General features: G+C 36.1%; 27 protein-coding genes. 3 read left to right on the forward strand and 24 right to left on the reverse strand.

The window, feature by feature from the left end:
- Positions 1-346: 346 nt before the first annotated feature.
- The 9 genes from MKX83_RS14770 to MKX83_RS14810 form a co-directional block, all read right to left on the reverse strand.
- Positions 347-1,039 (reverse strand): AIM24 family protein, encoded by a 693-nt coding sequence (locus MKX83_RS14770; protein WP_095372842.1) that lies wholly within the window; start codon positions 1,037-1,039, stop codon positions 347-349.
- Positions 1,040-1,043: 4 nt separating this feature from the next.
- The gene (locus tag MKX83_RS14775) at positions 1,044-1,724 is read right to left on the reverse strand and encodes a class I SAM-dependent methyltransferase (protein WP_095372841.1); all 681 of its coding nucleotides are present in this window, start codon (positions 1,722-1,724) and stop codon (positions 1,044-1,046) included.
- A gap of 118 nt (positions 1,725-1,842) precedes the next feature.
- Positions 1,843-2,265: a transcriptional regulator MntR gene (gene mntR, locus MKX83_RS14780; RefSeq protein WP_095372840.1), complete on the reverse strand. Its 423-nt coding sequence runs from the start codon at positions 2,263-2,265 to the stop codon at positions 1,843-1,845.
- 196 nt (positions 2,266-2,461) lie between these two features.
- A complete protein-coding gene (locus MKX83_RS14785; RefSeq protein WP_095372839.1) occupies positions 2,462-4,612 on the reverse strand; it encodes a DNA topoisomerase III in 2,151 nt (716 codons plus the stop codon).
- Between the two features lie 197 nt (positions 4,613-4,809).
- Complete coding sequence (locus tag MKX83_RS14790; protein WP_341056070.1) at positions 4,810-5,700, reverse strand: metal ABC transporter permease; 891 nt, start codon at positions 5,698-5,700, stop codon at positions 4,810-4,812.
- Positions 5,701-6,612, reverse strand: a complete 912-nt coding sequence (locus MKX83_RS14795; RefSeq protein ID WP_307313741.1) for a metal ABC transporter permease — start codon at positions 6,610-6,612, stop codon at positions 5,701-5,703.
- A gap of 8 nt (positions 6,613-6,620) precedes the next feature.
- A complete protein-coding gene (locus tag MKX83_RS14800) occupies positions 6,621-7,376 on the reverse strand; it encodes a metal ABC transporter ATP-binding protein (RefSeq protein WP_445293164.1) in 756 nt (251 codons plus the stop codon).
- A gap of 38 nt (positions 7,377-7,414) precedes the next feature.
- Entirely contained in the window at positions 7,415-8,332 is a 918-nt protein-coding gene (locus tag MKX83_RS14805; protein WP_095372836.1) for a metal ABC transporter solute-binding protein, Zn/Mn family, read from the reverse strand.
- Between the two features lie 264 nt (positions 8,333-8,596).
- The gene (locus MKX83_RS14810; protein WP_095372835.1) at positions 8,597-8,923 is read right to left on the reverse strand and encodes a hypothetical protein; all 327 of its coding nucleotides are present in this window, start codon (positions 8,921-8,923) and stop codon (positions 8,597-8,599) included.
- A 388-nt stretch (positions 8,924-9,311) separates the two neighbouring features.
- Between MKX83_RS14810 and cspD the strand changes: the two genes are divergently transcribed.
- Positions 9,312-9,512 carry a cold-shock protein CspD gene (gene cspD, locus MKX83_RS14815; protein WP_053476725.1) on the forward strand — a complete coding sequence of 67 codons (201 nt, stop codon included), beginning with the start codon at positions 9,312-9,314 and terminating at the stop codon, positions 9,510-9,512.
- Positions 9,513-9,552: 40 nt separating this feature from the next.
- On the opposite strand, the gene MKX83_RS14820 is transcribed toward cspD, so the two are convergent.
- Both MKX83_RS14820 and MKX83_RS14825 read right to left on the reverse strand, forming a co-directional pair.
- The gene (locus MKX83_RS14820) at positions 9,553-9,732 is read right to left on the reverse strand and encodes a zinc-finger domain-containing protein (protein WP_095372834.1); all 180 of its coding nucleotides are present in this window, start codon (positions 9,730-9,732) and stop codon (positions 9,553-9,555) included.
- Positions 9,733-9,747: 15 nt separating this feature from the next.
- Positions 9,748-10,404: a reverse transcriptase-like protein gene (locus MKX83_RS14825; RefSeq protein WP_095372833.1), complete on the reverse strand. Its 657-nt coding sequence runs from the start codon at positions 10,402-10,404 to the stop codon at positions 9,748-9,750.
- 199 nt (positions 10,405-10,603) lie between these two features.
- On the opposite strand from MKX83_RS14825, the gene MKX83_RS14830 reads away from it, so the two are divergent.
- Together MKX83_RS14830 and MKX83_RS14835 are read left to right on the forward strand one after the other, a co-directional pair.
- Positions 10,604-10,996, forward strand: coding sequence for a reverse transcriptase-like protein (locus tag MKX83_RS14830; RefSeq protein ID WP_095372832.1), 393 nt, complete (start codon positions 10,604-10,606; stop codon positions 10,994-10,996).
- On the forward strand, positions 10,996-11,886 hold the full coding sequence (locus tag MKX83_RS14835) for a DMT family transporter (RefSeq protein WP_095372831.1): 891 nt from the start codon (positions 10,996-10,998) through the stop codon (positions 11,884-11,886). The genes MKX83_RS14830 and MKX83_RS14835 overlap by 1 nt, the downstream gene beginning before the upstream one ends.
- Positions 11,887-11,991: 105 nt before the next feature.
- Here MKX83_RS14835 and MKX83_RS14840 read toward each other — a convergent pair whose 3' ends face one another.
- The 13 genes from MKX83_RS14840 to MKX83_RS14900 form a co-directional block, all read right to left on the reverse strand.
- Positions 11,992-12,261 (reverse strand): DUF6123 family protein, encoded by a 270-nt coding sequence (locus tag MKX83_RS14840; protein WP_095372830.1) that lies wholly within the window; start codon positions 12,259-12,261, stop codon positions 11,992-11,994.
- 76 nt (positions 12,262-12,337) lie between these two features.
- Entirely contained in the window at positions 12,338-13,363 is a 1,026-nt protein-coding gene (gene splB, locus MKX83_RS14845) for a spore photoproduct lyase (protein ID WP_095372829.1), read from the reverse strand.
- Positions 13,360-13,608: a transcriptional regulator SplA domain-containing protein gene (locus tag MKX83_RS14850; protein ID WP_095372828.1), complete on the reverse strand. Its 249-nt coding sequence runs from the start codon at positions 13,606-13,608 to the stop codon at positions 13,360-13,362. Before MKX83_RS14850 ends, splB begins: the two co-directional genes overlap by 4 nt.
- 191 nt (positions 13,609-13,799) lie before the next feature.
- Positions 13,800-14,699: a 5'-3' exonuclease gene (locus tag MKX83_RS14855; RefSeq protein WP_307313135.1), complete on the reverse strand. Its 900-nt coding sequence runs from the start codon at positions 14,697-14,699 to the stop codon at positions 13,800-13,802.
- A 158-nt stretch (positions 14,700-14,857) separates the two neighbouring features.
- Complete coding sequence (locus MKX83_RS14860) at positions 14,858-15,691, reverse strand: sulfurtransferase (RefSeq protein ID WP_095372827.1); 834 nt, start codon at positions 15,689-15,691, stop codon at positions 14,858-14,860.
- Positions 15,675-15,878: a hypothetical protein gene (locus tag MKX83_RS14865; protein ID WP_095372826.1), complete on the reverse strand. Its 204-nt coding sequence runs from the start codon at positions 15,876-15,878 to the stop codon at positions 15,675-15,677. The genes MKX83_RS14860 and MKX83_RS14865 overlap by 17 nt, the downstream gene beginning before the upstream one ends.
- Before the next feature lie 19 nt (positions 15,879-15,897).
- Complete coding sequence (locus MKX83_RS14870) at positions 15,898-19,548, reverse strand: dynamin family protein (protein ID WP_095372825.1); 3,651 nt, start codon at positions 19,546-19,548, stop codon at positions 15,898-15,900.
- A gap of 194 nt (positions 19,549-19,742) precedes the next feature.
- Positions 19,743-19,916: a hypothetical protein gene (locus MKX83_RS14875; RefSeq protein WP_157733949.1), complete on the reverse strand. Its 174-nt coding sequence runs from the start codon at positions 19,914-19,916 to the stop codon at positions 19,743-19,745.
- Positions 19,917-19,934: 18 nt separating this feature from the next.
- The gene (locus MKX83_RS14880) at positions 19,935-20,486 is read right to left on the reverse strand and encodes an isoprenylcysteine carboxyl methyltransferase family protein (RefSeq protein WP_095372824.1); all 552 of its coding nucleotides are present in this window, start codon (positions 20,484-20,486) and stop codon (positions 19,935-19,937) included.
- A gap of 5 nt (positions 20,487-20,491) precedes the next feature.
- A complete protein-coding gene (locus MKX83_RS14885; RefSeq protein ID WP_095372823.1) occupies positions 20,492-21,577 on the reverse strand; it encodes a type III polyketide synthase in 1,086 nt (361 codons plus the stop codon).
- 407 nt (positions 21,578-21,984) lie between these two features.
- Positions 21,985-22,785: a formate/nitrite transporter family protein gene (locus tag MKX83_RS14890; protein WP_095372822.1), complete on the reverse strand. Its 801-nt coding sequence runs from the start codon at positions 22,783-22,785 to the stop codon at positions 21,985-21,987.
- 253 nt (positions 22,786-23,038) lie between these two features.
- The gene (gene fdhD, locus MKX83_RS14895; RefSeq protein ID WP_095372821.1) at positions 23,039-23,830 is read right to left on the reverse strand and encodes a formate dehydrogenase accessory sulfurtransferase FdhD; all 792 of its coding nucleotides are present in this window, start codon (positions 23,828-23,830) and stop codon (positions 23,039-23,041) included.
- Between the two features lie 14 nt (positions 23,831-23,844).
- A complete protein-coding gene (locus MKX83_RS14900) occupies positions 23,845-24,195 on the reverse strand; it encodes a DUF2294 domain-containing protein (protein ID WP_095372820.1) in 351 nt (116 codons plus the stop codon).
- Between the last annotated feature and the right edge of the window lie 368 nt (positions 24,196-24,563).

Raw genomic sequence — 24,563 nt, forward strand, 5'->3', positions numbered from 1 at the left:
TGTGAATAGGAATTGATTTTGAAGAACTAGACAGTTGACAATTAAGAGGATTCTACTCGGACAAAAATGGTCACAATAGCAATTTCGGCAATAATTTTGATTACTCCGTTTCGAACAATAGTAGAACTATTATTGAGAGATTCCTTAATTCCTCTCCTTGGGAAACAGTATTTTAAAAACTGAGTTTCATTATTGCATTATGATCAGGTCAGTTTCCATAATCAAAAGCGGTGTTTTCCCCCTTTTTGCACTACTCCCTATAGTCACTTTCATCGCCCATGAGCAGCGCCTCTCTTTTGAGGCCCTTTTAAAAAATTCCGCTATACAAACAACCAATACATGTACACTAATTCTGCTGCACATAGCCACCTTCTTCATACGGTTGGACAACGACAAAACCTTCACCTGAAAATTTCATTTGCACTGAGTCACCGCTACCACGGCCTACAAATGTTTTGAATGAGACATCCGCAACGAATTCCGGTTGCAAATGGCCAGACCAAGCGACCGTTGCATGCGGATCTGTTAATACCGGTTTATCAGGAGTTACCTTTAGTGTTAATGGTTCATAATGAGTCGTTATTGCTGCCATTCCCTCCCCTTCTAAGCGAATATTGAATAGTCCACCTGAAACGATGCCAGCTACTTTTCTCATAAGCTTGACGTCCCACTTCAAACTTGGTTCAAACGCTAATAAATCATTGGCACTCACGCATAATGTATCATTATGAAAGCGGATGATGGAAATCTTCTTTCCTTGATCCGCTAAATAGAGTTTCCCCCTACCTGTTGCCTTCATAAGAGCTGTGCTCTCCCCAGAGAAAGCACGTTTGAACATTTTCCCAATTCCATGTTCTAAAATCCCTTCACGAACAAATTTGATTTGACCTTCATACGCAATCATGGAACCAGCTTTTGCCCAAATCTGCTGTTGTAAGTTCACTTCTAATAACCGGTCCGTTTCTAACTCAAATAGGCCCTGACCCCTATCTTCTTGCTCTGTTTTCTCTACAAACTCTGATAATGAGTACCTACTCATAAGCTCACTCCTTTTGAAAAATAAAAATCCACATAAAAGATAGTGCTTGTTGCAATGGAAGAGGTAATCCTCCTTTAGGTAACGACTCTGCAGCCTTTTTATAAACACCTTGCTCTGCCACTTTTTTCATTGGGAGCCCTTGCATTAGCTGTTCAAACTCCCATGGCATCATCGTGTTGCAAATGACCTTTTCTCCTAGTAATCTAGGAAAACTATTGTTTCTAGGTCCCGCAGTTGGTCCCAGTATCCCAAAACACCCATAACCACCCGGCTTCAATATTCTCACAGCCTCTTTCATTGCATTATACGGATTTTCTGTCCATTCCATAGAATTTATTGCCAACACCCCGTCAAAATGATGCTCAGCAAATGGAAGTTCTGATAAATCCCCTTTGATAAATTGGTTATCATTCGTTTGGTTCACCCGGTTTGCTTTTATAAGCATTTCATCAGATACGTCGACCCCAACTACATTGATGGCATGTGTTGAAAGCTTATAAGCTCCCATTCCATCACCACAACCAAGGTCACATACCTGATTATTCGCCTTTAGGTACTGAAGGAAGAAAGGGATAATTTCCTTGCGGCTTCCTTCATTCCACATACTTTCTGATCTTTCATGCCAACTATCCGACCGCTTATCCCATTCTGTAGCAGATGCCTTTTTCCAATCAAATTCAGCCATCAAATATTCACCTAACCCTCTTTATACCTATTTTTACATTATGTGATATAAAATATTTAATTTTCTGTCTATATTAATGTAAAAAAAGCAGAGTTATCCACCCTCCATAACTCTGCTTTTATTCTTCTTCATTTTTTCGTTGCACCACTCTTAATGACTCTACTCTATCTTTATTCTCTTCGAAAAACTGTACTAAATCACCAATGCGGTCAATAGCATCCCAACTTAAATGATGTTCAATTCCTTCAACATCTTCATATATATGTTCTTCTTTCACACCAATAATTCGAAGCATTTGCTCTAATAACTCATGGCGGTAAACGAGGCGTTTGCCTATTTTCTTTCCTTTTGTCGTTAATACTAAACCACGGTATTTTTCATATACGAGATATTCATCTTTATCTAATTTCTGCACCATTTTAGTGACTGAAGAAGGGTGGACAGATAGTGCTTCTGCGATATCAGAAACGCGTGCATAGCCTTTTTCTTCAATTAATAAATAGATTTGTTCTATATAATCTTCCATACTAGGTGTTGGCATGTGGATCCTCCCAAAAAAGGCTAACATCTATGATAAACGATATTTGTTACATACAGTATAGCCGCTTACTTGATCAAAAAAAGCATAATGATAGTGGTTTCATAAGCTGTTATAACGCAAATGAAAAACCACTACTTAAAATATTACTATAAGAATCCTCATGAAACAAGGAAGATATGGGAATAGACGGAAAGACTTAGGTTGGAAACTTAAATTTAATTTTATTTTCCTTTTTATCCCACACCAATGCTGCTGCAAACAATTTGTCTTTCCCTTGGAAACCCTCCAGCACATCAGTCTCACCACTTTTCAACAGTTGTTTCACTATTTTTTGTGTCATTGACTTACCGAGAATTTTCTTAGATAAGGTAAATGTACAATTCTTTTTCTGATAGTTGCTGCAACCAAAAAATTTACCCTTGTCTACCACTTGACCATCACATAATTGACAATTGCCTAATGGGGATTGTCGCTTTTTCTTAAATGTTTTTGGGATAAATTGTTGTTTATCTTCTTCAGAGAATATCCATTCATTCGTTACTTCCTTCGTAGCGGCAATTAAATGATGGACCATTTGACTTGTTTGATCCATAAATTGTTTAGGCGATGCCTCTCCTTTAGAGATTTGCTTTAAGCGTTGCTCCCATTTCGCCGTCATTTCAGGAGATGCTAATATCTCTTTACCAACCGCGATAATGAGAACCTTAGCTTTTGAAGTAGCATAGACTATATTCTTTTTCACATCAATATAACCACGATCTTTTAGCATCGTAATAATGCCCGCTCTTGTTGCTTCAGTTCCAAGTCCTTCTGTCTGTGTTAATACTTGTTCAAGTTCTTTATCATCGATATGTTTTCCTGCTGTTTTCATCAACGTTATTAATTGACCTTCAGTGTATCTTTTAGGAGGCTGTGTTTTACTCTCCTTTACTTCTGTTTTTTCTGTTATTCCTTTATCTCCTTTATCTAATAAGGGGAGATTCACATCTTTATCTTTCTCAACTGGAGAAATCACTTGGCGATAGCCTTGATCAACAATTACTTTCCCTTTAGAAATGAACATCGCTCGCTCATCAACCAGAGTTCTAATTGTTGAGTACTCGATTATTGCTTTCTTATGGTGGGCAGCGATGACACTTTTCGCAATTAGGTCATAAAGTTTTTTCTCCTCAGAAGCAAGTTTGGAGAAGTCTGGAATTTGCTCAGTCGGAATAATGGCATAATGGTCAGTCACTTTCTTTTCATCCACATAGCGCTTATTCTGAATGATGGAGGAAAACGGTAAAGGAAAGAAATCCTCATAATCCTTTATTTTTTCATAACGAGCCAAAATTTGTGGCAATGTGTTGGCCTCCTCCGTGGTAATATGCCTTGAATCGGAACGAGGATAAGAAACCCACCCTTTTTGGTATAACTTTTGAACAATATCAAGTGTTTTCTTAGGTGAGAATTTATAACGCCGATTTGCTTCTGCCTGAAGTGCTGACAAATTATACAATTGAGGCGGTAGGAATTCTTTCTTTTCCTTTTTTATATCTGCTATTGTTGCTTCCTTCCCTTGGCAAAACAAAGCAATTTTCTCAGCTAATGCGCTGTCCATAATACGACTATTACCCTTATCTTCCCATTTCCCCTTATATTTTTTCCCGGTGATCTTGAAGGTTGCTTCTACTTCCCAAAAAGGTTCAGAAACAAAAGATTCAATTTCAAGCTCCTTTTTTACAATCAATGCTAATGTAGGTGTTTGTACTCTACCAACCGAGAATACATCTGAGAATCCTTTTTGTTGTAATAATAACGTATATAGTCTAGAAGCATTCATTCCGACAATCCAATCGGCACATGACCTTGTATAAGCTTCGAAAAAAAGGTTTCTCGTATCTTCTTCATCTAATAGCTGTTGAAACCCTTTTTTAATGGCATTCGGCGTTAATGAAGAAATCCATAATCTCTTCATTGGCAAATTTGATTTTGCTTGACGCAATATATTTCTTATTATCAGTTCCCCTTCTCTCCCTGCATCTCCCGCATGAATAACTTCATTCACCTCTGGATGTGATAAGAGTTTTTTAATGACCTGGAATTGCTTTATTTTATCTTTGGAGACTTCGTGCTGAAACTGGTTAGGTAGAAGAGGGAGTGTATCTAATGTCCATTTTTTCCAAGTTGTATTATACACTTCAGGAGGAGAGAGTTGACATAAATGCCCGATAGCCCATGTGATAAAGCCACCATCTGTCAAAATAGGATTAGGAAGAATTTCGATATAGCCTTGGTGTTTCTTTTTGGGGAAAACAGAAGCGAGTGTAGCTCCTTGGTCTGGTTTTTCTGCAATAATTAGTTTCATTCTTACTCTCTTTTCTATCAAAATATTATGTTTCTATCTTACTAAAAAATGTGAAGAAAGCAAGAAGTAAGAGGTCGATATCTTAAGATGGATTACTAAAAATGATTTATACATTCCCGTTCGTAAACTTTTATTTAACAAAAGTAGAATAAAGGCTGCTATTTTAAATAACAGCCTTTATTACATATGAACACGATTTAAGGAGCAGTATTTCCTGATCGAAAACGTTTATGATTCAGCTTTTTACCTAACAGTCCTTTTGTTGGTGAAAAGATAAACACGAGAGCGAATAGTACCCCACTCATCATCGCCATTGAACCAGAGATTGAACTGTCAATCCAGGTAGCTACATAATAACCACTAATCGCTGCTATTACTCCGAAGAATGCACTTAAACACAGCATATGACTTAGTTTATTGGTTAATAAATAAGCAGAAGCACCTGGTGCTATTAACATCGCTACGACAAGTATGGCACCGACACTATCAAATGAAGCGACAGTTGATACTGAAACCATGCCCATCAATAAGTAATGAATAAACATAACTGGAATACCGATAGAAGCAGCAAGTGCAGGGTCAAAAGATGTAATTTTTAGTTCTTTATAAAATAACATCATCAAAATAATATTTAATATCAGTATACTCATTAACATGATGAATGCTTTTGGAAGCGGTGGTAAAAAACCGATTTCCACCATGTCGAATGGAACAAAGGCAATTTCACCCATTAAAGCATGGTCGACATCTAAATGAACACTATCAGCAAACACTGTGATAAGTATCACGCCAATAGCAAAAAAGAAGGTAAACACGACGCCAATTGATGCGTCTTCCTGAATGCCCTTATGATTAAGAAATTGGATAAGCATAGCCGTAAATAAACCAACTATTGCAGCACCGATGAGCATATAAATTCCATTCATTGATTGACTGATTAGAAAAGCAAGCACAATCCCCAACAAGACTGTATGACTAATTGCATCAGCAAGCATCGCCAACTTCCGTAAAATGAGGAAACAGCCGATTACACCACAAGTAATGCCCACTAATGATGCGACAATAATAATCCAAATTTCATAACTCATCTACTTCACCTGCCCTTGTTCACGAAGAAGCTTTTGATTGGTCATTCTCCGTTTGATTTTAAGTGTGATGATACCACGGGCAGGTGCAAATAGAATGGATATAAAAAAGATAATCGTAGCAGTTACTACGATAAAGGGGCCAGTTGGAATCCCTCTATCTAGTGAACTAATCAAAGTACCAATCACACCTGATATCGCTCCGAATATGCCAGAAATCATGACCATTTTACTAAGTGAATTCGTCCAATAACGGGCAGATATCGCAGGTGTAATAAGTAATGCCGCCATCAGAATGACACCGACTGCCTGAATACCGATTACAACAACAGCTACTAAAAGGGTCATAAACAAAAAGTTTAACGCGCTAACCGGTAAACCTAAGCCTTTAGCGAATTCCACATCAAAAGTAATTAGTTTAAATTCTTTAAAGAAAATAATGGTCACCATAAGTAATAATGCCGCTGCCCCTGCCATTAATTTCACATCACTACTAACCATTCCTGCTGCCTGACCAAAGATAAAAGAATCTAGACCGCTCTTATTGCCAGAAGGCATTTGCTGTACTTTCGTTAATAAGACAATACCTACGCCGAAAAACGTGGATAGAATTAAACAAATGGCCGTATCTTCTTTTAAAATAGACGCGGAGGCAATGTATTGAATACAATAAGCAGCTAGTAAACCTGTAAGGGTCGCTCCTATTAAAAGGATGATGAGCGACCGCTCTCCTGTTAACATAAACCCTATACATATTCCTGGTAATGCAGCATGTGCAACAGCATCTCCGATTAAGCTTTGTTTTCTTAGTAAGGCAAAACTCCCTAAAATACCGCTAGCTAACCCTAGAAGAAGCGTACCAATTAACACCCACTGCGTATTTGCTGCTAGTAGCATTTGCCCTATTTGTTCCATCACTCATGTCACCTCTTTTGTTCCACCATTACTTTTCCTTTATCTAAAAAAGCTAGCTTGCCCCCGTATGTTTGGTGTAATTGTTCTACTTTAAAAACCTCTTCAGTGACACCAGATGCAATGACTTCTTTATTTAATAAAATACAATGGTCAAAGTATTCTTCAACTGTTTGTAGGTCGTGATGAACAACAATTACCGTTTTCCCTTGATCTTTAAGGTCTGTTAATAATTGTATAATCGCTTTCTCTGTTGCTGCATCCACACCGACAAAGGGTTCATCCATAAAGTAAACTTGTGCATCTTGAACGAGCGCTCTTGCTAAGAATACCCTTTGCTGTTGCCCACCGGATAATTGACTTATTTGCCTATTGGCGTAGGAATCCATTCCCACTTTCTTCAAACTTTCTTTTGCGAGTGCCGTATCCTCTTTACCTGGTCGTTTAAACCAACCGATATGGCCATACCTTCCCATTAAGACAACATCTAATGCACTTGTTGGAAAATCCCAATCCACTGACCCTCGTTGGGGCACATAACCCACCAGACGATCTTTTGCTTTGTAAGGTTTTCCGTATATTTTAATCTCACCTGACACTTTAGGAATTAGGCCCAATATCGCTTTAATCAAAGTAGATTTTCCGGCACCATTTGGTCCAACAATTCCGGTTAAACTGCCTTTTGGTATTGAGAATTGAATATCCTTTAGTACTGCCGTTTTATCATAGGCTACAGTTAAATTTTTTATTTCTATTGGATTTGTCACTATAATCACTCCTATATACACTTACATAAAAACAATCTTTATTTTAATGATTGAACAATCGTATCTACATTATGTTTATACATACCAACATAAGTGCCTAGTTCAGTGCCCTCTTCTCCCATAGCATCAGAGTATAGTTCTCCACCTATACTTACCGTATGGCCCTTTTCCTTCGCTCCTTCAATCACTGCATTAATTGATCGTTCGGATATACTTGACTCTACAAAAACGGCATTGATTTCTCTATCAGCAATTGTATTCACTAAATGTTGCACATCACCTAAACCATATTCAGCGTCTGTACTTAACCCTTGTAAACCCATAACTTCCATATCATAAGCATTACCAAAGTAATTAAACGCGTCATGAGCAGTGACTAGAACACGTTTCTCTTCAGGAATTGAATGAATTTGTTCTGTGGCATATGCTTTTAATTCTCTCAGCTCTGTAAAATAGGCTTCTGCATTCGCTTCATAATCATCTTTATTTTCAGGATCAACTTCAATCAATGCATCCTTTGCTGTAGTCAATGCCTCTATCCACAAATCAATATCGAACCAAATATGTGGGTCTACCGCATTTTGATTATCTTTATCAGCTAGTAAGTTGGATTCTTCTAATGAATCGCCTACTGCCACAACAGTAGTTTTCTCGCCCATTTTCTCTAACACTTCAAGCATCTTGCCTTCTAAGTGCAAGCCATTATACATAATTAAATCCGCATCTTGAAGCAGACTAATATCACTTTGCGTAGCTTTATATAGATGTGGATCTGTGCCTGGTCCCATCAGACTATTTACTTCCACATGTTCACCACCGATATGCTCAATACCATCAGCTATTTGAGCAATAGTCGTTGTTACTTTCAATTGATCATTTTCGGTATTTCCTGCTTCATTACTTGAACAAGCGGCAAGCACCATTAAACTAAACATAGTAACTAATATTCTTTTCATCTCTACCCTTCTCTCCCTTTATATTCCTTATTTGATTATATGCATACTTTTTTAATCGATACACTTTTTTTAACTAAATCTATAAAAGTTTCCTATGTGCAACATTTTAACTCATGGTGAAAAAACCGTCAATAAGTAAACATGACAAAACAGAAAAAACCCGCAAACAGCGGGTTTCTCAATTTCTATTATAAACTGCATCAAACTAAGGTTCGTTTATCAACTTCAGGAACAATTTTTTTCTCATAAGAGACTAAAGAATCACTAATGCTGATCTTTTTTCCTCGAAACGATGCCATTTTTTATTTGGAACCAATCGACTTCATTTATAATGTTAGCAACGGTGAGGATATATGATGGGATCGTCTCAATTGAAAAAATGATCGCACCGATATCTTTGTCAAATAAAATAAAGGAATCCCCATGATTATAGTGTAAAATCTCATGTCCCATTTTAACAATCGATTGAAAAATAATATTCTTTTCTATATCATCAGCATCCACATTAATAGCAAAACGCAAAATCCACTCCCTCTCATTGATGCGAAAACGATACATATGGCCACCTTCTTTGATTGATTTACCTATCATATGAATGCCGCGATTAATTATGACACTTTCTTCCTAATAACCATAATAGAAAAACATGTATCTAAGCTTGTCATTCTTACTTTGAACCAATCATTTAGGATGGTTATATTCTTCTAAATAAAGCTACTTCTATCACCAAAATATCCATTTGATAACCCAACTTAGTAGCGCCACTCCACACCCTGGAGAAAAAACTGAAATTTTTACAATATTTTAAAGAAAAAACTTTCAGATTTCTTGACGGAATTCGATTAGTATTGTATATTTAATACATCATTTAACAGAATATATTTCCTATATTCCATGATAATATTGCAGTATGTTTATGTTGGATGAAAATTTTTTCTGAAGGCTTGGAGCCTTCAAAGTTTTAGGAGGAAAAGTTCACATGCAAAACGGTAAAGTAAAATGGTTTAACAATGAAAAAGGTTTCGGTTTCATCGAAGTTGAAGGTGGAGACGATGTATTCGTACATTTCACAGCTATCACTGGCGAAGGCTTCAAATCTTTAGAAGAAGGTCAAGAAGTTTCTTTCGAAATCGTTGAAGGTAACCGCGGACCTCAAGCTGCTAACGTTGTAAAACTTTAATCTGTATATAATCAAGGCTGGCAAAATTGCCAGCCTTTTATTATGTAAAATTTTTGCCAATACTTTGGATTTTTTCTCCCACAGTACATTTGGTTATACAAAATCGGTGAGCAAAGTTTCGTCCATATTCTTTACGATGATATTTGTATAAGAAACAATCCTCACAATAAAAATCAATGACTTGATCAACCTCTTTTACTAATTTCTTTTTCTCATCCACAATAAACCTTCCTTCCTATAACAACTGCATTTTACTATAGATTCTTTTCCCGTTTAAACTTTGTGTCGCTAACTTATGTGCTTCCTGATTATCTTTTCTTACAATAGGAGTGTACGTTACATTTAATGATAATAGGCTCAGCTTTTCCTCAATCCGATCTAACCAATCATTTAATACTTTCTCATAACAAGGCCATTCGCCAGCTAATTGCATTAATAGTCCTTTTGCATCTCCTCTTATTTCACAACTCTGCCGACTGACATTTAATTCTTCTAATTGTGAAAGAGCAAAGAAAAGGGCAGCATATTCCGCTTCATTATTTGATTCTAACTCGTGAAAACATTCATTGGCTCTTATACGATACTTTTTCTTTCCTTGTCGATAGTAGATAACAGCACCTAAGCCTGAGGTCTTCGTTTCGTCATGAAAGCCACCATCAAAATAAATCACTAAATCATGCGGTTCTTCCTCTACTTCTTCTAATAGCTTATTTAATTCTTTTATGGTCCAAGATGTACCGTTTTCATCCAAACACTTTATTTCTGTCCATTTAGGATGATGAGAAAACTCTTCTCCCATATCAAGAGCAGACTCACCATCTAACCATTCGGAAGAAAATAAATAGCTTTCGTTATTTTTTAGTTTATAAGCTGCAATCAATTGATATTTCATTTATTTTAACACGCCTTTTAATAAAATGATGATTCAAAAATAAGGTGCTTGTATGCTACACTTACTTGTAGTTTGTATTTTTCATCATATGTCTTTCTGTAGCAAAATATCTCTTTAATGTATACGATTATTATGAACATTTCTCCTTCATCGCATTACAAAGAACTCCCACTATTTTATCACAAAAGGAGGAATTGCATTGATTGAAGTATATATAGACGGTGCAAGTGCTGGTAATCCTGGTCCGAGTGGTGCAGGAATATTTATAAAAGCGAACGGAATTGTAGAGAGGCATAGTATTCCACTTGGAAATATGGAGAACCATGAAGCGGAGTTTCAAGCATTGATTTTAGCATTAAGAATTTGCATAGAAAATAATTATCGAACCGTTTCCTTTCGCACGGATTCACAAGTGGTAAATGCGAGTATTGAAAAGGAATTTGCCCGTAATAAAAAGTTTGCTCCACTTCTTGATGAAGCACTTGAATTAAGTAAGCAGTTCGACCTTTTCTTTATGAAGTGGATACCAAGTATACAAAATAAACCTGCGGACGAATTGGCAAGAGCGGCTATTCGAAGAAATAAAAAATAATGTGGCAGTCAACTAAAACGGCAGACTTCTCTCTTCTGCTTGTCGCGTTCATTTGGGGAACTACTTTTGTTCTTGTACAAAATGCTCTCCAATCTCTTAGCGCCTTTTCATTTAATGGTATCCGCTTTCTTATTGCTGCATTTTTCTTAACAATAATGGCGATTATTTTTTATAGGAAGCAGTGGGAAAGACTAACTAAACGTACACTAATGGCAGGTATCTTGTTAGGTTTATGTCTCTTTATCGCCTATACATTTCAGACAATTGGGCTTCATTATACTTCTTCAAGTAAAGCAGGTTTTATTACTGGTTTGAGTGTGATTCTTGTCCCTATATTATCAATTTTTATATTAAACATAAAGATTACTCGTAATGCTTTTATTGGCGTATTTGTCGCTACCTTAGGACTTTACTTACTAACAGCACAAGATATCTCTGCATTTAATAAAGGTGATGGTTTTGTATTCATTTGTGCATTAGGCTTTGCTTTCCATATTATATTAACAAATTTATTTGCACAGGCTCATTCAGCTATTATTTTAACTATTATACAAGTAACAACTGTGGGTTTACTCTCTATTTTATCAGGTTTTGTCTATGAGGGATGGTCTTACGATAGTGAATTATTATTCAGGCAAGAGGTTATATTCGCCTTACTCATTACAAGTATTTTTGCTACAGGGCTGGCCTTTTTAGCACAAACACACTTCCAGCAATTCACCTCTCCAACAAGAGTCGCTGTTATATTTGCAATGGAGCCTGTTTTCGCTGCACTGACAGGCTATATCTTTGCTGGAGACCGTTTATCGATCATCGCCATGTTTGGTTGCCTATTCATTCTACTTGGTATGATATTAGCTGAGTGGCCGCAAAAAAAATCGTTTTACTGAGAATTCAATCGAAAAAAATGAACTGTACCTCCAATTGTTAGCTCATATGTCTAAAATTTGGGGCGCAGTTCAGCCTCTACATCATGCTTGTTCATTTTTTATTTTTTAAATAGATATATGCAAACTCGTTTTCATATAGTTAATTGCTTCCTTGCGGTTCGGTATATTATTTCCCATAAAACGCTCTAACAGTGATAAATAAAAACTGCCATCAAATGTTTTTTGCGCCTTTAATGTCATCTCTATTGCTGTATTAACTAATTCATCTGGTGCATTTGTGTAATGTTTACCGAAGTATATAAAGCCTATACTATCTTCTTCAAGCTGAAATCCTTTACCTTCTAAATGGCATAAATATTCTTCTAACGATTTCAATGGTCGCGCCAGTCCCCTCTTTTTCTCCTACTCAATACCTATATTTTAGCTTATTTTCCGACAAGTTTCTACAATATTAAGTGAAGTATTCTAACTTTGCTTCAGGAAAGAATTTTACCATATATTGATAGAGCGTCTCCTTTATATCTTCCTCTTCTTCTTTTTTATAAACATATTTTCCAATTCCATACTTTCCCCATTTATATCGTCTTTTTTCCTCATCTAGTTCAAGTTTTGTCATTGGATAGTTTTTTTCAATTACTCGTTTCGCCGGCTTAGTAAAACGATGTTGAATAAATTCAAAAGTTAAATCTTTTTTTGCTTCAATCGGCAACTCGGCTTCTAACCGTTCAAACATTTCATAATATCCTTGTTGCCAACCGTCATGTAAATAAATAGGTGCCACAATAAACCCGAGTGGATAACCAGCTCTCGCCACTTTGCCAGCAGCTGCTATACGATCTTTCAATCTTGATGTTCCAGGTTCAAAAAACTTAATTACATAATCAGCATTCACACTAAAGCGAAAACGTGTTTTACCATTATGGTTCGCATCTAATAAATGATCGACATGATGAAACTTTGTCACAAACCGCAATTTACCATATTCTGATTGCCCAAAATGTTCAATCGCTCTTTTTAATGTGTGAGTAATATGGTCAATGCCAACAATATCAGATGTACAAGATGCTTCAAATCTTGTTATTTCTGGTGCTCTTTCCGCCATATATTCATCAGCAGCAGTTAGAATCTCGTCTACATTTACATATGTGCGAATATAAGGTTTACTTCCCATTGTTGTTTGTAGATAACAATAATGGCAATGTCCCATACATCCAGTCGCGAATGGAATCGCATATTCTGCTGAGGGTTTTGATGTATCAAACTTTAACGTTTTCCTTATACCGACAACTAACGTAGATTTAGCAACACGATATTTTTGAAAATCATTGTCCCCTGGTAAATTTCTGACTTGATTATGGGATGTTGTATATCTAATTTCTACATCAGTATTTTCAAACCGCTTCTTTAATTGTTGGCCAAGTGGATAATCCAGCGCGTTCGGTTCAAAATAAACAAGTTTTGGCTCGAATGGCTTCAATCGTCTATCCCTCCTTGAAGGGTATCATCAAAATAGTTTCCATATGTTTCATATGCTTCTGCTTCATTTGAGAAAACAGCCACTTCCTCTGTTAATGGATAATAATTTTCATATAAAAACAATGCTAACTCACCTGGTCGCTCTGGGTTATTGACGACAGCAGCAGCCTGAATATTAGCTACATCTTGTGTATGCGGATTACGATAAAATACATAAACAATATCTCCAGCATTATAATTCATCATAACGTCTCCTTTTAATGAATGATCTATCATACATTTTGTGTTAGTTCCCTAAATACTTGCTATAATAATTTTGGTAAATTTATTGAGAGGAAGTGCAATATACGATGAACTGGAAGGTGTAGTTGGGGAAAACGTAATTTAGTATAACAAAAAAAAGCCATCAGGAATGACCATTCCCAATGACTTAAACGTTATATCACTGCAGGATGACGCAGTAATTTAGCAATACCTCTTAGTTCAATTTCTTCTAGCTTCTGATTAACTTTATTTACGTTATATTTCCATTCAGCTTCTACTAAAGTACATTCAACAGGAACATCACATTTAATTTCTGCTAATTGTCTGCTTAAATGTAGCATGTCCAAATCTTGCTCGATTTTAGTTTTTTGCCCTTTTGTTAGTGCTTCAATGTTCTCTAATACGCCTTCTATGTGCTCGTATGTTTGTAAGAGTTTTAGTGCAGTCTTCTCACCAATCCCCTTTACCCCAGGATAATTATCGCTTGGGTCACCCATAAATGCTTTTAAATCGATTAACTGCCTTGGTTGTATCCCTTTCTCTTCATAAAAGCTATCTGGTGTGTGGACTTCATAATTACCCATCCCCTTTTTCAAAAGGGCAACCGATACATTCTTATCTAATACCTGTAAAATATCACGATCCCCTGTAAGAATCACAACCTCTGCTTCTTCTTTTAAAACCTGTGAAAGCGTGCCGATACAATCATCTGCTTCATAACCTGTAACACCGATATTTGGAATATCAAAGCTCGCTACCATATCTTTCGCCAGCTCAAATTGTGGGACCAATTCAATCGGTGCTTCCGGTCGATTTGATTTATACCCGTTATACATATCTGTTCTGAATGTTTTACTGCCCATATCCCAACAAACGGCAACATGGCTAGGGTTAAAATGGTTCACACCCATTAAGAAATGCTTCATAAATCCATATATGCCATTCGTTGGCGTTCCTTTAGAGTTATACATAAATTGACCAGTTACAGCTGTTGCAAAATAAGCTCGAAATAATAAAGCCATCCCATCTACAAGAAGGAATCGCGGGTTTTGTAGTTGTTGATTTTCGTTCAAAGTTGTTCCTCCTCCATCTAAAGTATCATTATTATAACATAGATATAAAAAATGTATGGTTTTCGCTCTGTAACTGATTTATTGCTGCAAAAAAAAGAGGAAAATCCGTTGTCATCGCAACCAGTTAAGGTGACAAAGAGTTCGGTTTTCCTATAAAATTATTTCTCTTTCGTTGCAACCGAATGCTCCTCATAAGAAATCCAGTCACTAAAGCTACCAGGATAGAGCTTTACATTTTTGTAACCTGCTTCTTTTAATGCTAAATAATTGGGGGAGGCCGTAATCCCTGAACCACAATAAACTATAATCTGCTTGTCTTTCTCAATTTCTGAAAACCGTTGCTTTTGCTCATCAATTGATTTAAACTTGCCTTCACTTAGAGTGTCCATCCAAACTTTATTCATTGCTCCAGGTATATGACCTGCTTTCTTATCAATCGGTTCAATCAAACCGAGATATCTCTTTTCTTCTCTTGAATCAATTAACACCACTTCATTATTCGGATGCCCAATTGCTTCTTTTACTTGTTTGTAATCGGCAACCATGTCCGTTTGAATGGTTGCTGTGAATTCACCGCGTCCAAATGACTGAACCTTGCTTTCAGTAGGATGACCTGAAGCTAGCCATTCTTTAAAGCCGCCATCTAAAATATATACTTTCTCATGACCAAAATAGTGAAACACCCACCAACAACGAGCAGCAAATGACCCTTCCCCGTTGTCATAAACGACAATTTTTGTATCATTCGTTAAACCGACCGCTTCTGCCTTTTCGACAAATTGCTCTGTTAAAGGCAGTGGATGTCTACCCCCATGCTTTTCTACTTTTGATGATAGATCTTGTTCTAGGTGAAAATAAACAGCGCCGGGAATATGACCGGTGCGATACTGCTCAAATCCTTCTTCAGGATTAGCGAGGTTAAATCTACAATCAATTACTCTCACATCATTTAGATGTTGGAAGAGCCATTCTACGTTAACTAAGCTGTTCATCCCCGTCACCCTTTCTTTTTTCAATGAGTCTTTTCACATGATCCTTAGGCTCCCAGCAATTAAACTTGTAATTAGGCTTCGTTTCATAACCTAAACGTTCACAAAAATATCTCATTCCATTTTCATTTTTAACGGCTAAGAAGTTTATACAAGTTGCACATACATGAAAGGTATTTACATCTTTCAAGCATGTCACCTCCAATGCCTTAATAGGCCCTCAGACGTTCTTCTGTTGCAACTAACTGTTCAATTGGGAAGTCTTGAGATAATGTTGCTAACAACCCTTTATAATACTCTTCTGATTCAGCAATTAAATCAGACAGTAGTTGTTGATAAACGGCTGAAAGTTTCTCATCATAATAATCTTTGAGTTGTTTAGATGATTCTTGTAAATATACATCTGTTGGTTCTTGCAAGCTTTCCTCAAGACTTTCTGCCAGTAATTTTCTTTCATTCTTCTCAAAGAAGTTCTTAGGGTTTTTAAAATAACTCATTGCTTTTTTAAATGTAGTGCGATCCACGTTACTGAAAGCAGACTCAAAATTCACCCCTTCAAAAGAAGGATTTTCTGGACGACTAAAGGTTACATCGCGATTCAATTGGTTTACTTGGTTACTTCGTTTCTCGTATGTTTGTTGTAATAACTTTCCTATAAATACTTCTAGACGAATGGTCGTCGCTCGCAATTCTTGGGCAAAGTCAAATCCGAAACTTTGTAAAAAGTCCTCTAAAGCTACTTGGAGCGCTTTTTTCATATCACGGCCATCCTCTTTTAATTGTCCTGGATTAAAAGATTCTTTTAAGAAATCATTAAATCGTAAGAAAACTCTTTGTTTGATATAAAACACTAGTTCGTCCGCTTCTTGATTTAATGCTTGAGTTAATAAATCAAGATCATCTTTAGCAATCTTCTCTTTAATAATCGCTAGTTCATTCGTTAGAAGTTCTCTTTTTGCTAACTTTGCTTCTTTACTTTCTTTAGAAGATTCAATAAATGTACGCAATTGGTTCATTACTCGATTCCACTCAAGTTCAGCAGCAGATAATGAAAGTGACATCAAATCGTGATTAATGAAACGATAGAAACTTTCTTCAAAATCCTTCATTCCAGAAGAATGTTCTTCACCTGATTGTTTTTCGAATAATGCCTGTAAACTCGATAACCCATGTAAGGTTGGTCTTCTAATGCCGTATTGAATGAGCTGATCATGAACATATTGCAAGACATCGTTTTTCTCTTCTTCATCACTTGCAAGGTCAATAGCGTTGACAACAAAGAACATTTTATCAAGTTCAAACGCATCTTTAACCCGGCCCAACTGTATAAGGAACTCACGATCGGCTTTGGAGAAAGCATGATTATAGTACGTCACGAAAAGAATGGCATCTGAGTTTTTAATATAGTCAAAAGCTACTCCTGTATGACGTGCGTTAATGGAATCCGCACCTGGAGTATCAACGAGTGTAATGCCTCTGTCAGTCAATTCACATTGATAAAATACTTCAATCATCTCAACAAAACATGATTTTTCTTCTTTAGCAACATAATCTGCTAGTTCTGTGAGGTCTGTTATCACTTCTTTACCAAACTTTTCTTGAAAATTATTATACCCTTTGGCAAAGGCCGCAAGAAAGGCAAAGTGCGTTTTTTCATGCGCATCAAAATCATGATGCTCTTTTAAAATCACATCTATCTTCCCTATAGCTTCAGTAAATGATTGTGCTTGTTGATTAAAGACTTGTAGCGAACGATTAATATCTGCAAACATGACTTTTTCACTTTTTACAAATACCTTAACGGTACCATGAGGGTACTCTGCAGTAACAGGCATAATTTTATTAATGGCAGCAGTTGTTGGATTTGGCGATACCGGCAAGATTTTTTCACCAATTAATGCGTTGGCAAACGAAGATTTTCCAGCACTAAAGGCACCAAACAAAGCAACAGTGAAACTGCGTGATTGTAGTCGGTCAGCTTTCTCTAATAGCTCTGCTGATATTTTGTGGAAACCTGGGATATCTCGTAACTCTTTTGCGGTATGCTCGAGCTTACTAATTAGAGCCTCGATATCAGCTTCATGATTATTTTCTTGGTTCATTTCTTTTTCAACAATTGAATGAGTACTCACTACTTGTTTAGTATCAACAAACTCTTCTTCACCTTCACGAATAATTTGGACATCTTCATCCTTTGGTCTCATTAACTCTTGGACGGAAGCTGAAACTTTTTTATGGTCTAGCTCTCCTGCCAATAGTTTCTTAATTTCTGCTTTTTGCTCTGATTGTTTTGCTTTAATTTCCTTTAATATACTAAGTGCCTCACCGAAACGAGCATAAGCATCCCATTCATCTTTCATTGCGAGAATTTTTTCATTAGCTAACTCTTCTAACTCTTTCAAATACAACTCTTTCCAGTTAATTATTTGTTTCTTCGTTTCTTTTTTTACAGCATCAGACACATCCCGTGTATATTGCAAAACATAATCACCTGAGAGCCTCGCCCCTTCTTTAATAGCTGTCTTTAACAGGCTTTCTGGTATATTGATATTAATGTTTTGAGCTTGTGACTGTAACTCATTATGATGTATGTGATCATCTTTTAATTTTTTTAAGAATAACTCTTTCACATGCCATTCAATTTGCGATTGGACTTTTTCCTTTAAATCGTTATATAAAAGACTTAGCCTTGTACTTCGTTCTTGTTCAGTTTTAGCCTTCGCAAATAATAGGCCCACTTTAAAGCCAGGTTGCATTGATTCTAAATAATTTTCAGCTAATTCTCTCGTTTGAAACGGCATTAAATAAGCATTATTTAAGATATCTTCCATATCATGATTCAAATCAATTTCTGCCTGATATTTTTTTTGCTGCAATGCTTGTTTATGTGACTGTAATTGTTCAATCTTTTCAAATACGAGCGCTCGTTCATCTTCAGGCAGAGCTGCTAAAATTTCCTCATTAGCTGCTATGTCATGAGCGTCTTTTTCTTCTAAGAAGATAAAATGTTCTTCAGTTAATTTCTGTAATGAGTGAAGAACAGATTGTGGTAAGAGCCTATCTTTTTGGCCAATTTGCTCGTAGATGAATTTCTGAAGAGCAGAAAAATCATTATGTGGTAACTCTGGTTTCTTCAACGATGTATAGAAGATTCTTTCAGGTTGAACGCCCCACGAGGCGAAAGAATCCTTTACACTTTCAGTAAAATGTTGAAAACTTAATTCTTCTTCTCGATGCTTATCTATTTGATTGATAATTAAGTATACTTGTTTACCCGCTGCAGTTAAGTCTTTAGTGAATAAGAAGTTGAGTTCTGATTGCACATGATTATAATCCATCACATAAAAGACCATATCAGCTAAATGTAGAGCCGACTCAGTAGCAATTCTATGCGCATCATCTGTTGAATCAATTCCTGGTGTATCCATAATAACCGTATCTTTTGGCAAATTTGTTTCCGAATGGCTAATTTCTACAGTATGAATGAGGTCTCCATCTTTACTATATTTTTTAATTTTTTCATAATCATAAGGTGCAGGATAGAGCTTTGGCATCCCTTCCTTAAGATACACCTTGGCATAATCCTCTCCAGATTTCACTTTAACTAAATTCGCACTTGTTGGGATAGGGCTGGATGGCAGTAAGTTTTCTCCCACAATTTTATTGATCATGCTCGATTTACCCGCAGAGAAATGTCCACAAAATGCAATCGCGTATTGTGAATCTCGTAATTTATAGACGAGGTCTCTTGCTCTTGAAGCAGAAACATTATCTCCATTTTGTTCAAAAAACAATGATAATGCTGCTATTCTTTCAATTAATTCATTTTGACTAAGTTGTTTACCCACTGTTTGAACCATAATTAATCCCCTTGTCACATCAATTTACTACTATTATAATTGCGCAAGCTTTTTTCCTATATAGGTATTAATATATTATAAATATGGGGTAAAGTGAACCTTTCGTTATGAAAATTGGTATTTTCACCAAAAAAAAGAAGAAGCCTCACTCACTAAGGCTTCTTCCTATATGTAATAAAGGGGTAAACGCTAATTTAAGATTTTGCTTCTGACTTTGTAACACCATTCAACACATATTTCATTACTGCACCATAAACAGCGATAGTGCCAACCACAAAAAGAGCTGTCAAATGTATCACGCCTTTCATTAATTGAGAATAAGTATCATCTTCAATTAATAATTTATCATAATCGAGAATGATTTTCAATACTAAAATAAACCTTTTTCAAATTTTTCCTATTTCTTCATCTCTCTTCATAGGAAACGCTTCTTCATATTTCGTTAATGCTTTTAATGCTTCTTCCTCAACTGGAATACGAATGGCTAAAATAAAGAAATTTAACAGAGTGAAAACCAGGGCAGTATAGTAAGCTTGAAACAATAGAGGCATAATAAGAAACTCCATTGCAACGACTGTATAGTTTGGGTGCTTTAGCCAACGGTATGGTCCTTTAGTTACCACTTTTGCTTTGGGTAAAACAATAATCTTTGTATTCCAGAACCTCCCTAAGGAAGATAACGCCCATATTCTTATCACTTGTGTGAGTATAAATAACGGCAGTAAATAATACCAATAAGGAGATAATCCTTTACCGAACACAATTACCTCAACTGTTAAAACAATAAAAAACAAACTATGTACCATAACGATTAGTGGATAATGACTTTGACCAAATTCAATGCCACCTCTTTTTTTCATCCAATCCTCATTGAATCTTGCGACGATTAACTCGATACACCGTTGAGAAATAACAAATAGAAGAAAATAAAAAAACATTTAATTCACCTCCATTTTAATAAAAGTAATTCCGAGCTAAAACCCGGCCCTAAGGCAGTTGCCAAACCTATATCATCCTTTTTTCCAAGGAGAAAAAACCTTCGCAAAACATATAATATTGTGCTTGATGACATATTGCCGAACTCCCTTAGAACGTCAAGTGAAGTGGCGGTCATCTCAGCAGGAATTTGTAAAGACGCTTGATAAGCATCAATCACTTTTTTTCCACCTGGATGAGCAATAAAATGTTGCAAATCGGTTATTTGTAATGAGAATTGATTTAAGAATGTCTGTACATTTGGCTTCAGCCAGCCTTCAATAATTGTGGGAATATCTCTTGAGAATATGACATATAAACCATCATCCTTTACGTCCCAACCCATTACATCAAGCGAATCCTTTTTTGTCGTTGATTGTGTCCCGTATATATGGGGGATGGCAGGCAATTTCTGATATTTTTGATAACCACTTTCATCACCAGCGATTAATGCACAGGCAACACCATCAGCAAATAAAGAAGTACCAACAAGATTACTCTTAGAGCGATCATTTCTTTGAAAAGTTAAACTGCATAATTCAATTGTTAATACTAAAACCTTTGCTTTTGGATAAGCTAAGCAATATTCATAAGCCCTTGATAAACCCGATGCACCACCTGCACAGCCTAAGCCCCATATTGGGATCCTTTTTGTTTGCTCAGAAAAGGGTAATAGATTCATTATTCTTGCCTCAAGCGATGGTGTAGCTAAACCTGAGCTAGTAATCGTAAAAATCGCATCTATCTCTTGATACTTAATAGGTTGATTTAGAAACTCCCTCGTTGTTAAACACTTTTCAATCGCCTCACACCCAAGTTTTACTCCCGTTTCAATGAAGGCATCATTTTTATCAGCAAAGCTATGGTCCTCTTTAAACCAATCTAGTTCTTTGGCAAAATGACGTTTTTCAATTTGTCCGTTTTGAAATACTTTTAATAAACGATCGATATCTTTGAAAGATTGCCCAAATAAGTGGCGTGCAAATGCTACCACTTCATTTTGAGTAATTTCATTTGATGGGGGTACTTCTGAGATAGATAAAATAGCTGGCATAAGGAACTCCCTTTCTGTCTATGTACGGGTATTTTTTCCTTAATAAGGATATTTATGCATTGATGGTTTTTAATCTTTCTCGTTCATTTTTTGCATAAAAAAAAGCCGAATGAGTTATCTCATTCGGCTCAGAAAGATGTGTTTTGAAGGAGTTGCTGTGCCCTTTTATCATATCTTAAAGTGGCTCTCTTGGCATTACGCAAACTTTACCAATTATAATTGCTTATTTATTGCCTTGCTTATGCACATCAATGATAATCGTTTTATCAATGATTTGACCACAGACACGACAAACTCCTTGTTCTTTATATAGCGTTTTACAATAATCACAATAATATTGCTGCATTTGCTCACATCCAATATCTCTAATAGATTATTTTATGTAAGCTATGATGAATGTGCTTCTATTATGAAGCTTTTTTCAACTGAGATTTTGTTTCATTTTTTGGTTTATAAGAGACAAAGTAAGCTAGGCCAACAAACACAGCCCCTCCAACTACATTACCTAAAAAGGCAGGTATTATATTGCCAATGAAATCTACCCAAGTAAACGAACCTGCAAAAATCGCAGCTGGAATAACGAACATGTTGGCAACAACGTGCTGGAATCCAATCGCAACAAATGCCATCACCGGGAACCAAATAGCCAAAATTTTACCTGCAAAATCATGAGCACCATAAGCTAACCAAACAGCTAGGCATACGAGCCAGTTACAACCAATCGCTGAAACAAATGTTTGTAAGAATGTATCATCAATTTTTGCACCAGCAATCGCTACTGTTTTATCAAGGTATGGACCTGTCTCTGTTAATCCAACGACATGTCCAAAGAAATAAGCAACAAACAGTGCCCCTACAAAATTGGATAATAACACCCAAAACCAATTATTCAATAATTGCCCAAGACTAATTCTCTTTGAGAACAAAGCACTCGCAACTGACATCATGTTACCTGTAATTAATTCAGCCCCAGCCAATACTACTAATACAAGGCCTAAAGGGAAAACTGCTGCACCTAAAAACGATCCGAAACTTCCCCACTCTGCCGGTAAATTCCCAATAACACGAATGTCTAATAAAAATCCTAGTGCAATAAATGCCCCACCTAAAAAGCCTAAAACCAACAGCGACAAAAGTGGTATTTTCGTTTTTGCAACACCTGTTGCAATCGTCTGTTCCATAATTTCTTGCGGTTTACTAAATCCCATTCTAACTACCCCCTAAATAAAAAAGGCAGCATTCAGACATCCCTTACTTTTGTAAAGGATTTCAAAGAATGCTGCCTAACCCTTCTGCAATCCCCTACAGAAGTATCAGTCATCATATTTATATTGTTTGTAAAAAGAAATAAAACAGTGCTTGCCTTACTTCCATTTACCCATTGCAAACTATATGCTACCAAAAAACAAAAAATTTTACTAGACTATTTTTTATTTTTTTCGTGTAGCGAAGTATTTCTTTTTATAATAGGATTCGTTCAGGATAAGTATATATATTCATGTTGCCATTACGAATAAATCCAACAGTCGTAATTCCTAATTCCTCTGCTGAGCGCAAAGCAAACTCTGTTGGTGCAGATTTTGAGAGAATCATTTCACAACCAATTTTTGCTACCTTTAAAAGTATTTCTGAGGAGATTCTTCCTGTGAAAACAATAATCTTCCCTTTCATGCTGATGCCCTCTCTTAAACTATAACCATATATCTTATCAAGCGCATTATGCCTACCAATATCCATTCTGCTTAATAATATCCCATTTTTGTCACAAAGCGCAGCGCTATGTACACCACCTGTTTGTTTAAATGTAGTCGCAGACGCTTGTAATTGTTCCATTAACTGATTACATTCATTGACAGTTAATCGAATATTAACATCTTCCATTTTCTTAGCTGTTAATGCATCATTAACAAAAACAAAGCCTTGTCTACTCATACCACAACAAGAAGTAATATATCTTTTATTTTGGAAGTTTTGTATATAAGGATTTGTACGATCTGTTGTAACATGAACGAACCCTTCCTTTTCTTGTACCCATATATCTTTAATATGCTTGTAAGATCTTATGATACCTTCTGATGCAAGATAACCTATCACCATGTCCTCAATATATTCTGGTGTACATACCATTGTGACTAGCTCTTCTCCATTCAGCTTAACCGTTACTGCATATTCGGTAACAATGGTATCTTCCATTTTTTCAACTTTATTTCCAGTCACTCGTATGATTTTACGACTCGTTTCCACTTGCTTCATCTTTTCTCCTCTTTCTATGAATCTATGATATTTTTATCGAATACAAATACAGATATCGCCATATTCTCTTCCACTTTAATATCAGAAAACAAATGTAACAGCGTCGCACCGACCAATTCTTCCATTCCTTCTGGCGTACCTTCTGCATATACATCTTGAATCATTTTTGTTCTTGCTGAATGCACCATTTCTTTGCCATCTTCTGTACGAGAAATAAATTGTTCTGTCGGTGTGAGATTACCGTATAAAGTCGAAACGGCCATATTCTCTACAAACACTGTGTGGATTTTCTCCGGTCCCTTACCAAATAAGTCTTTTCTTAATTTACGAATGATATCATTAAACTCATGCACCATTTTTGACATCTTCTTTACCCCTTTATATAAGATTCTGTCTCAATTGTATAATCATAGTACATGCTTAAAAAAAATGAAAGGGGCTGCAAATAGGAAAAAAATTGCACGATGATTGCTTCACTGTTTCACAATACCAAAATTACCCTATTGGACTGTAATCGTTATAAGATTAAATTCATTATTGTTAAATTTAATTTTTAGCGCTATAATAACTAGTGGAATTGTTGGAGGGGTAATATTTTCATGTTGTCTCTCTATCAATGGTACTTTCTACATACTAAAAATGGTATGGATTGGTATAATAGCAAGCGTTGTTATTTAACTATTCCACCATGGATTATGCTCGCTTTTTGAAAGCGGTATAGTACATGGTGGTT

Origin of the sequence: Cytobacillus sp. FSL M8-0252 (genome assembly GCF_038007345.1) — a bacterium.
In the GTDB taxonomy this organism is placed as follows: domain Bacteria; phylum Bacillota; class Bacilli; order Bacillales; family Cytobacillaceae; genus Cytobacillus; species Cytobacillus kochii.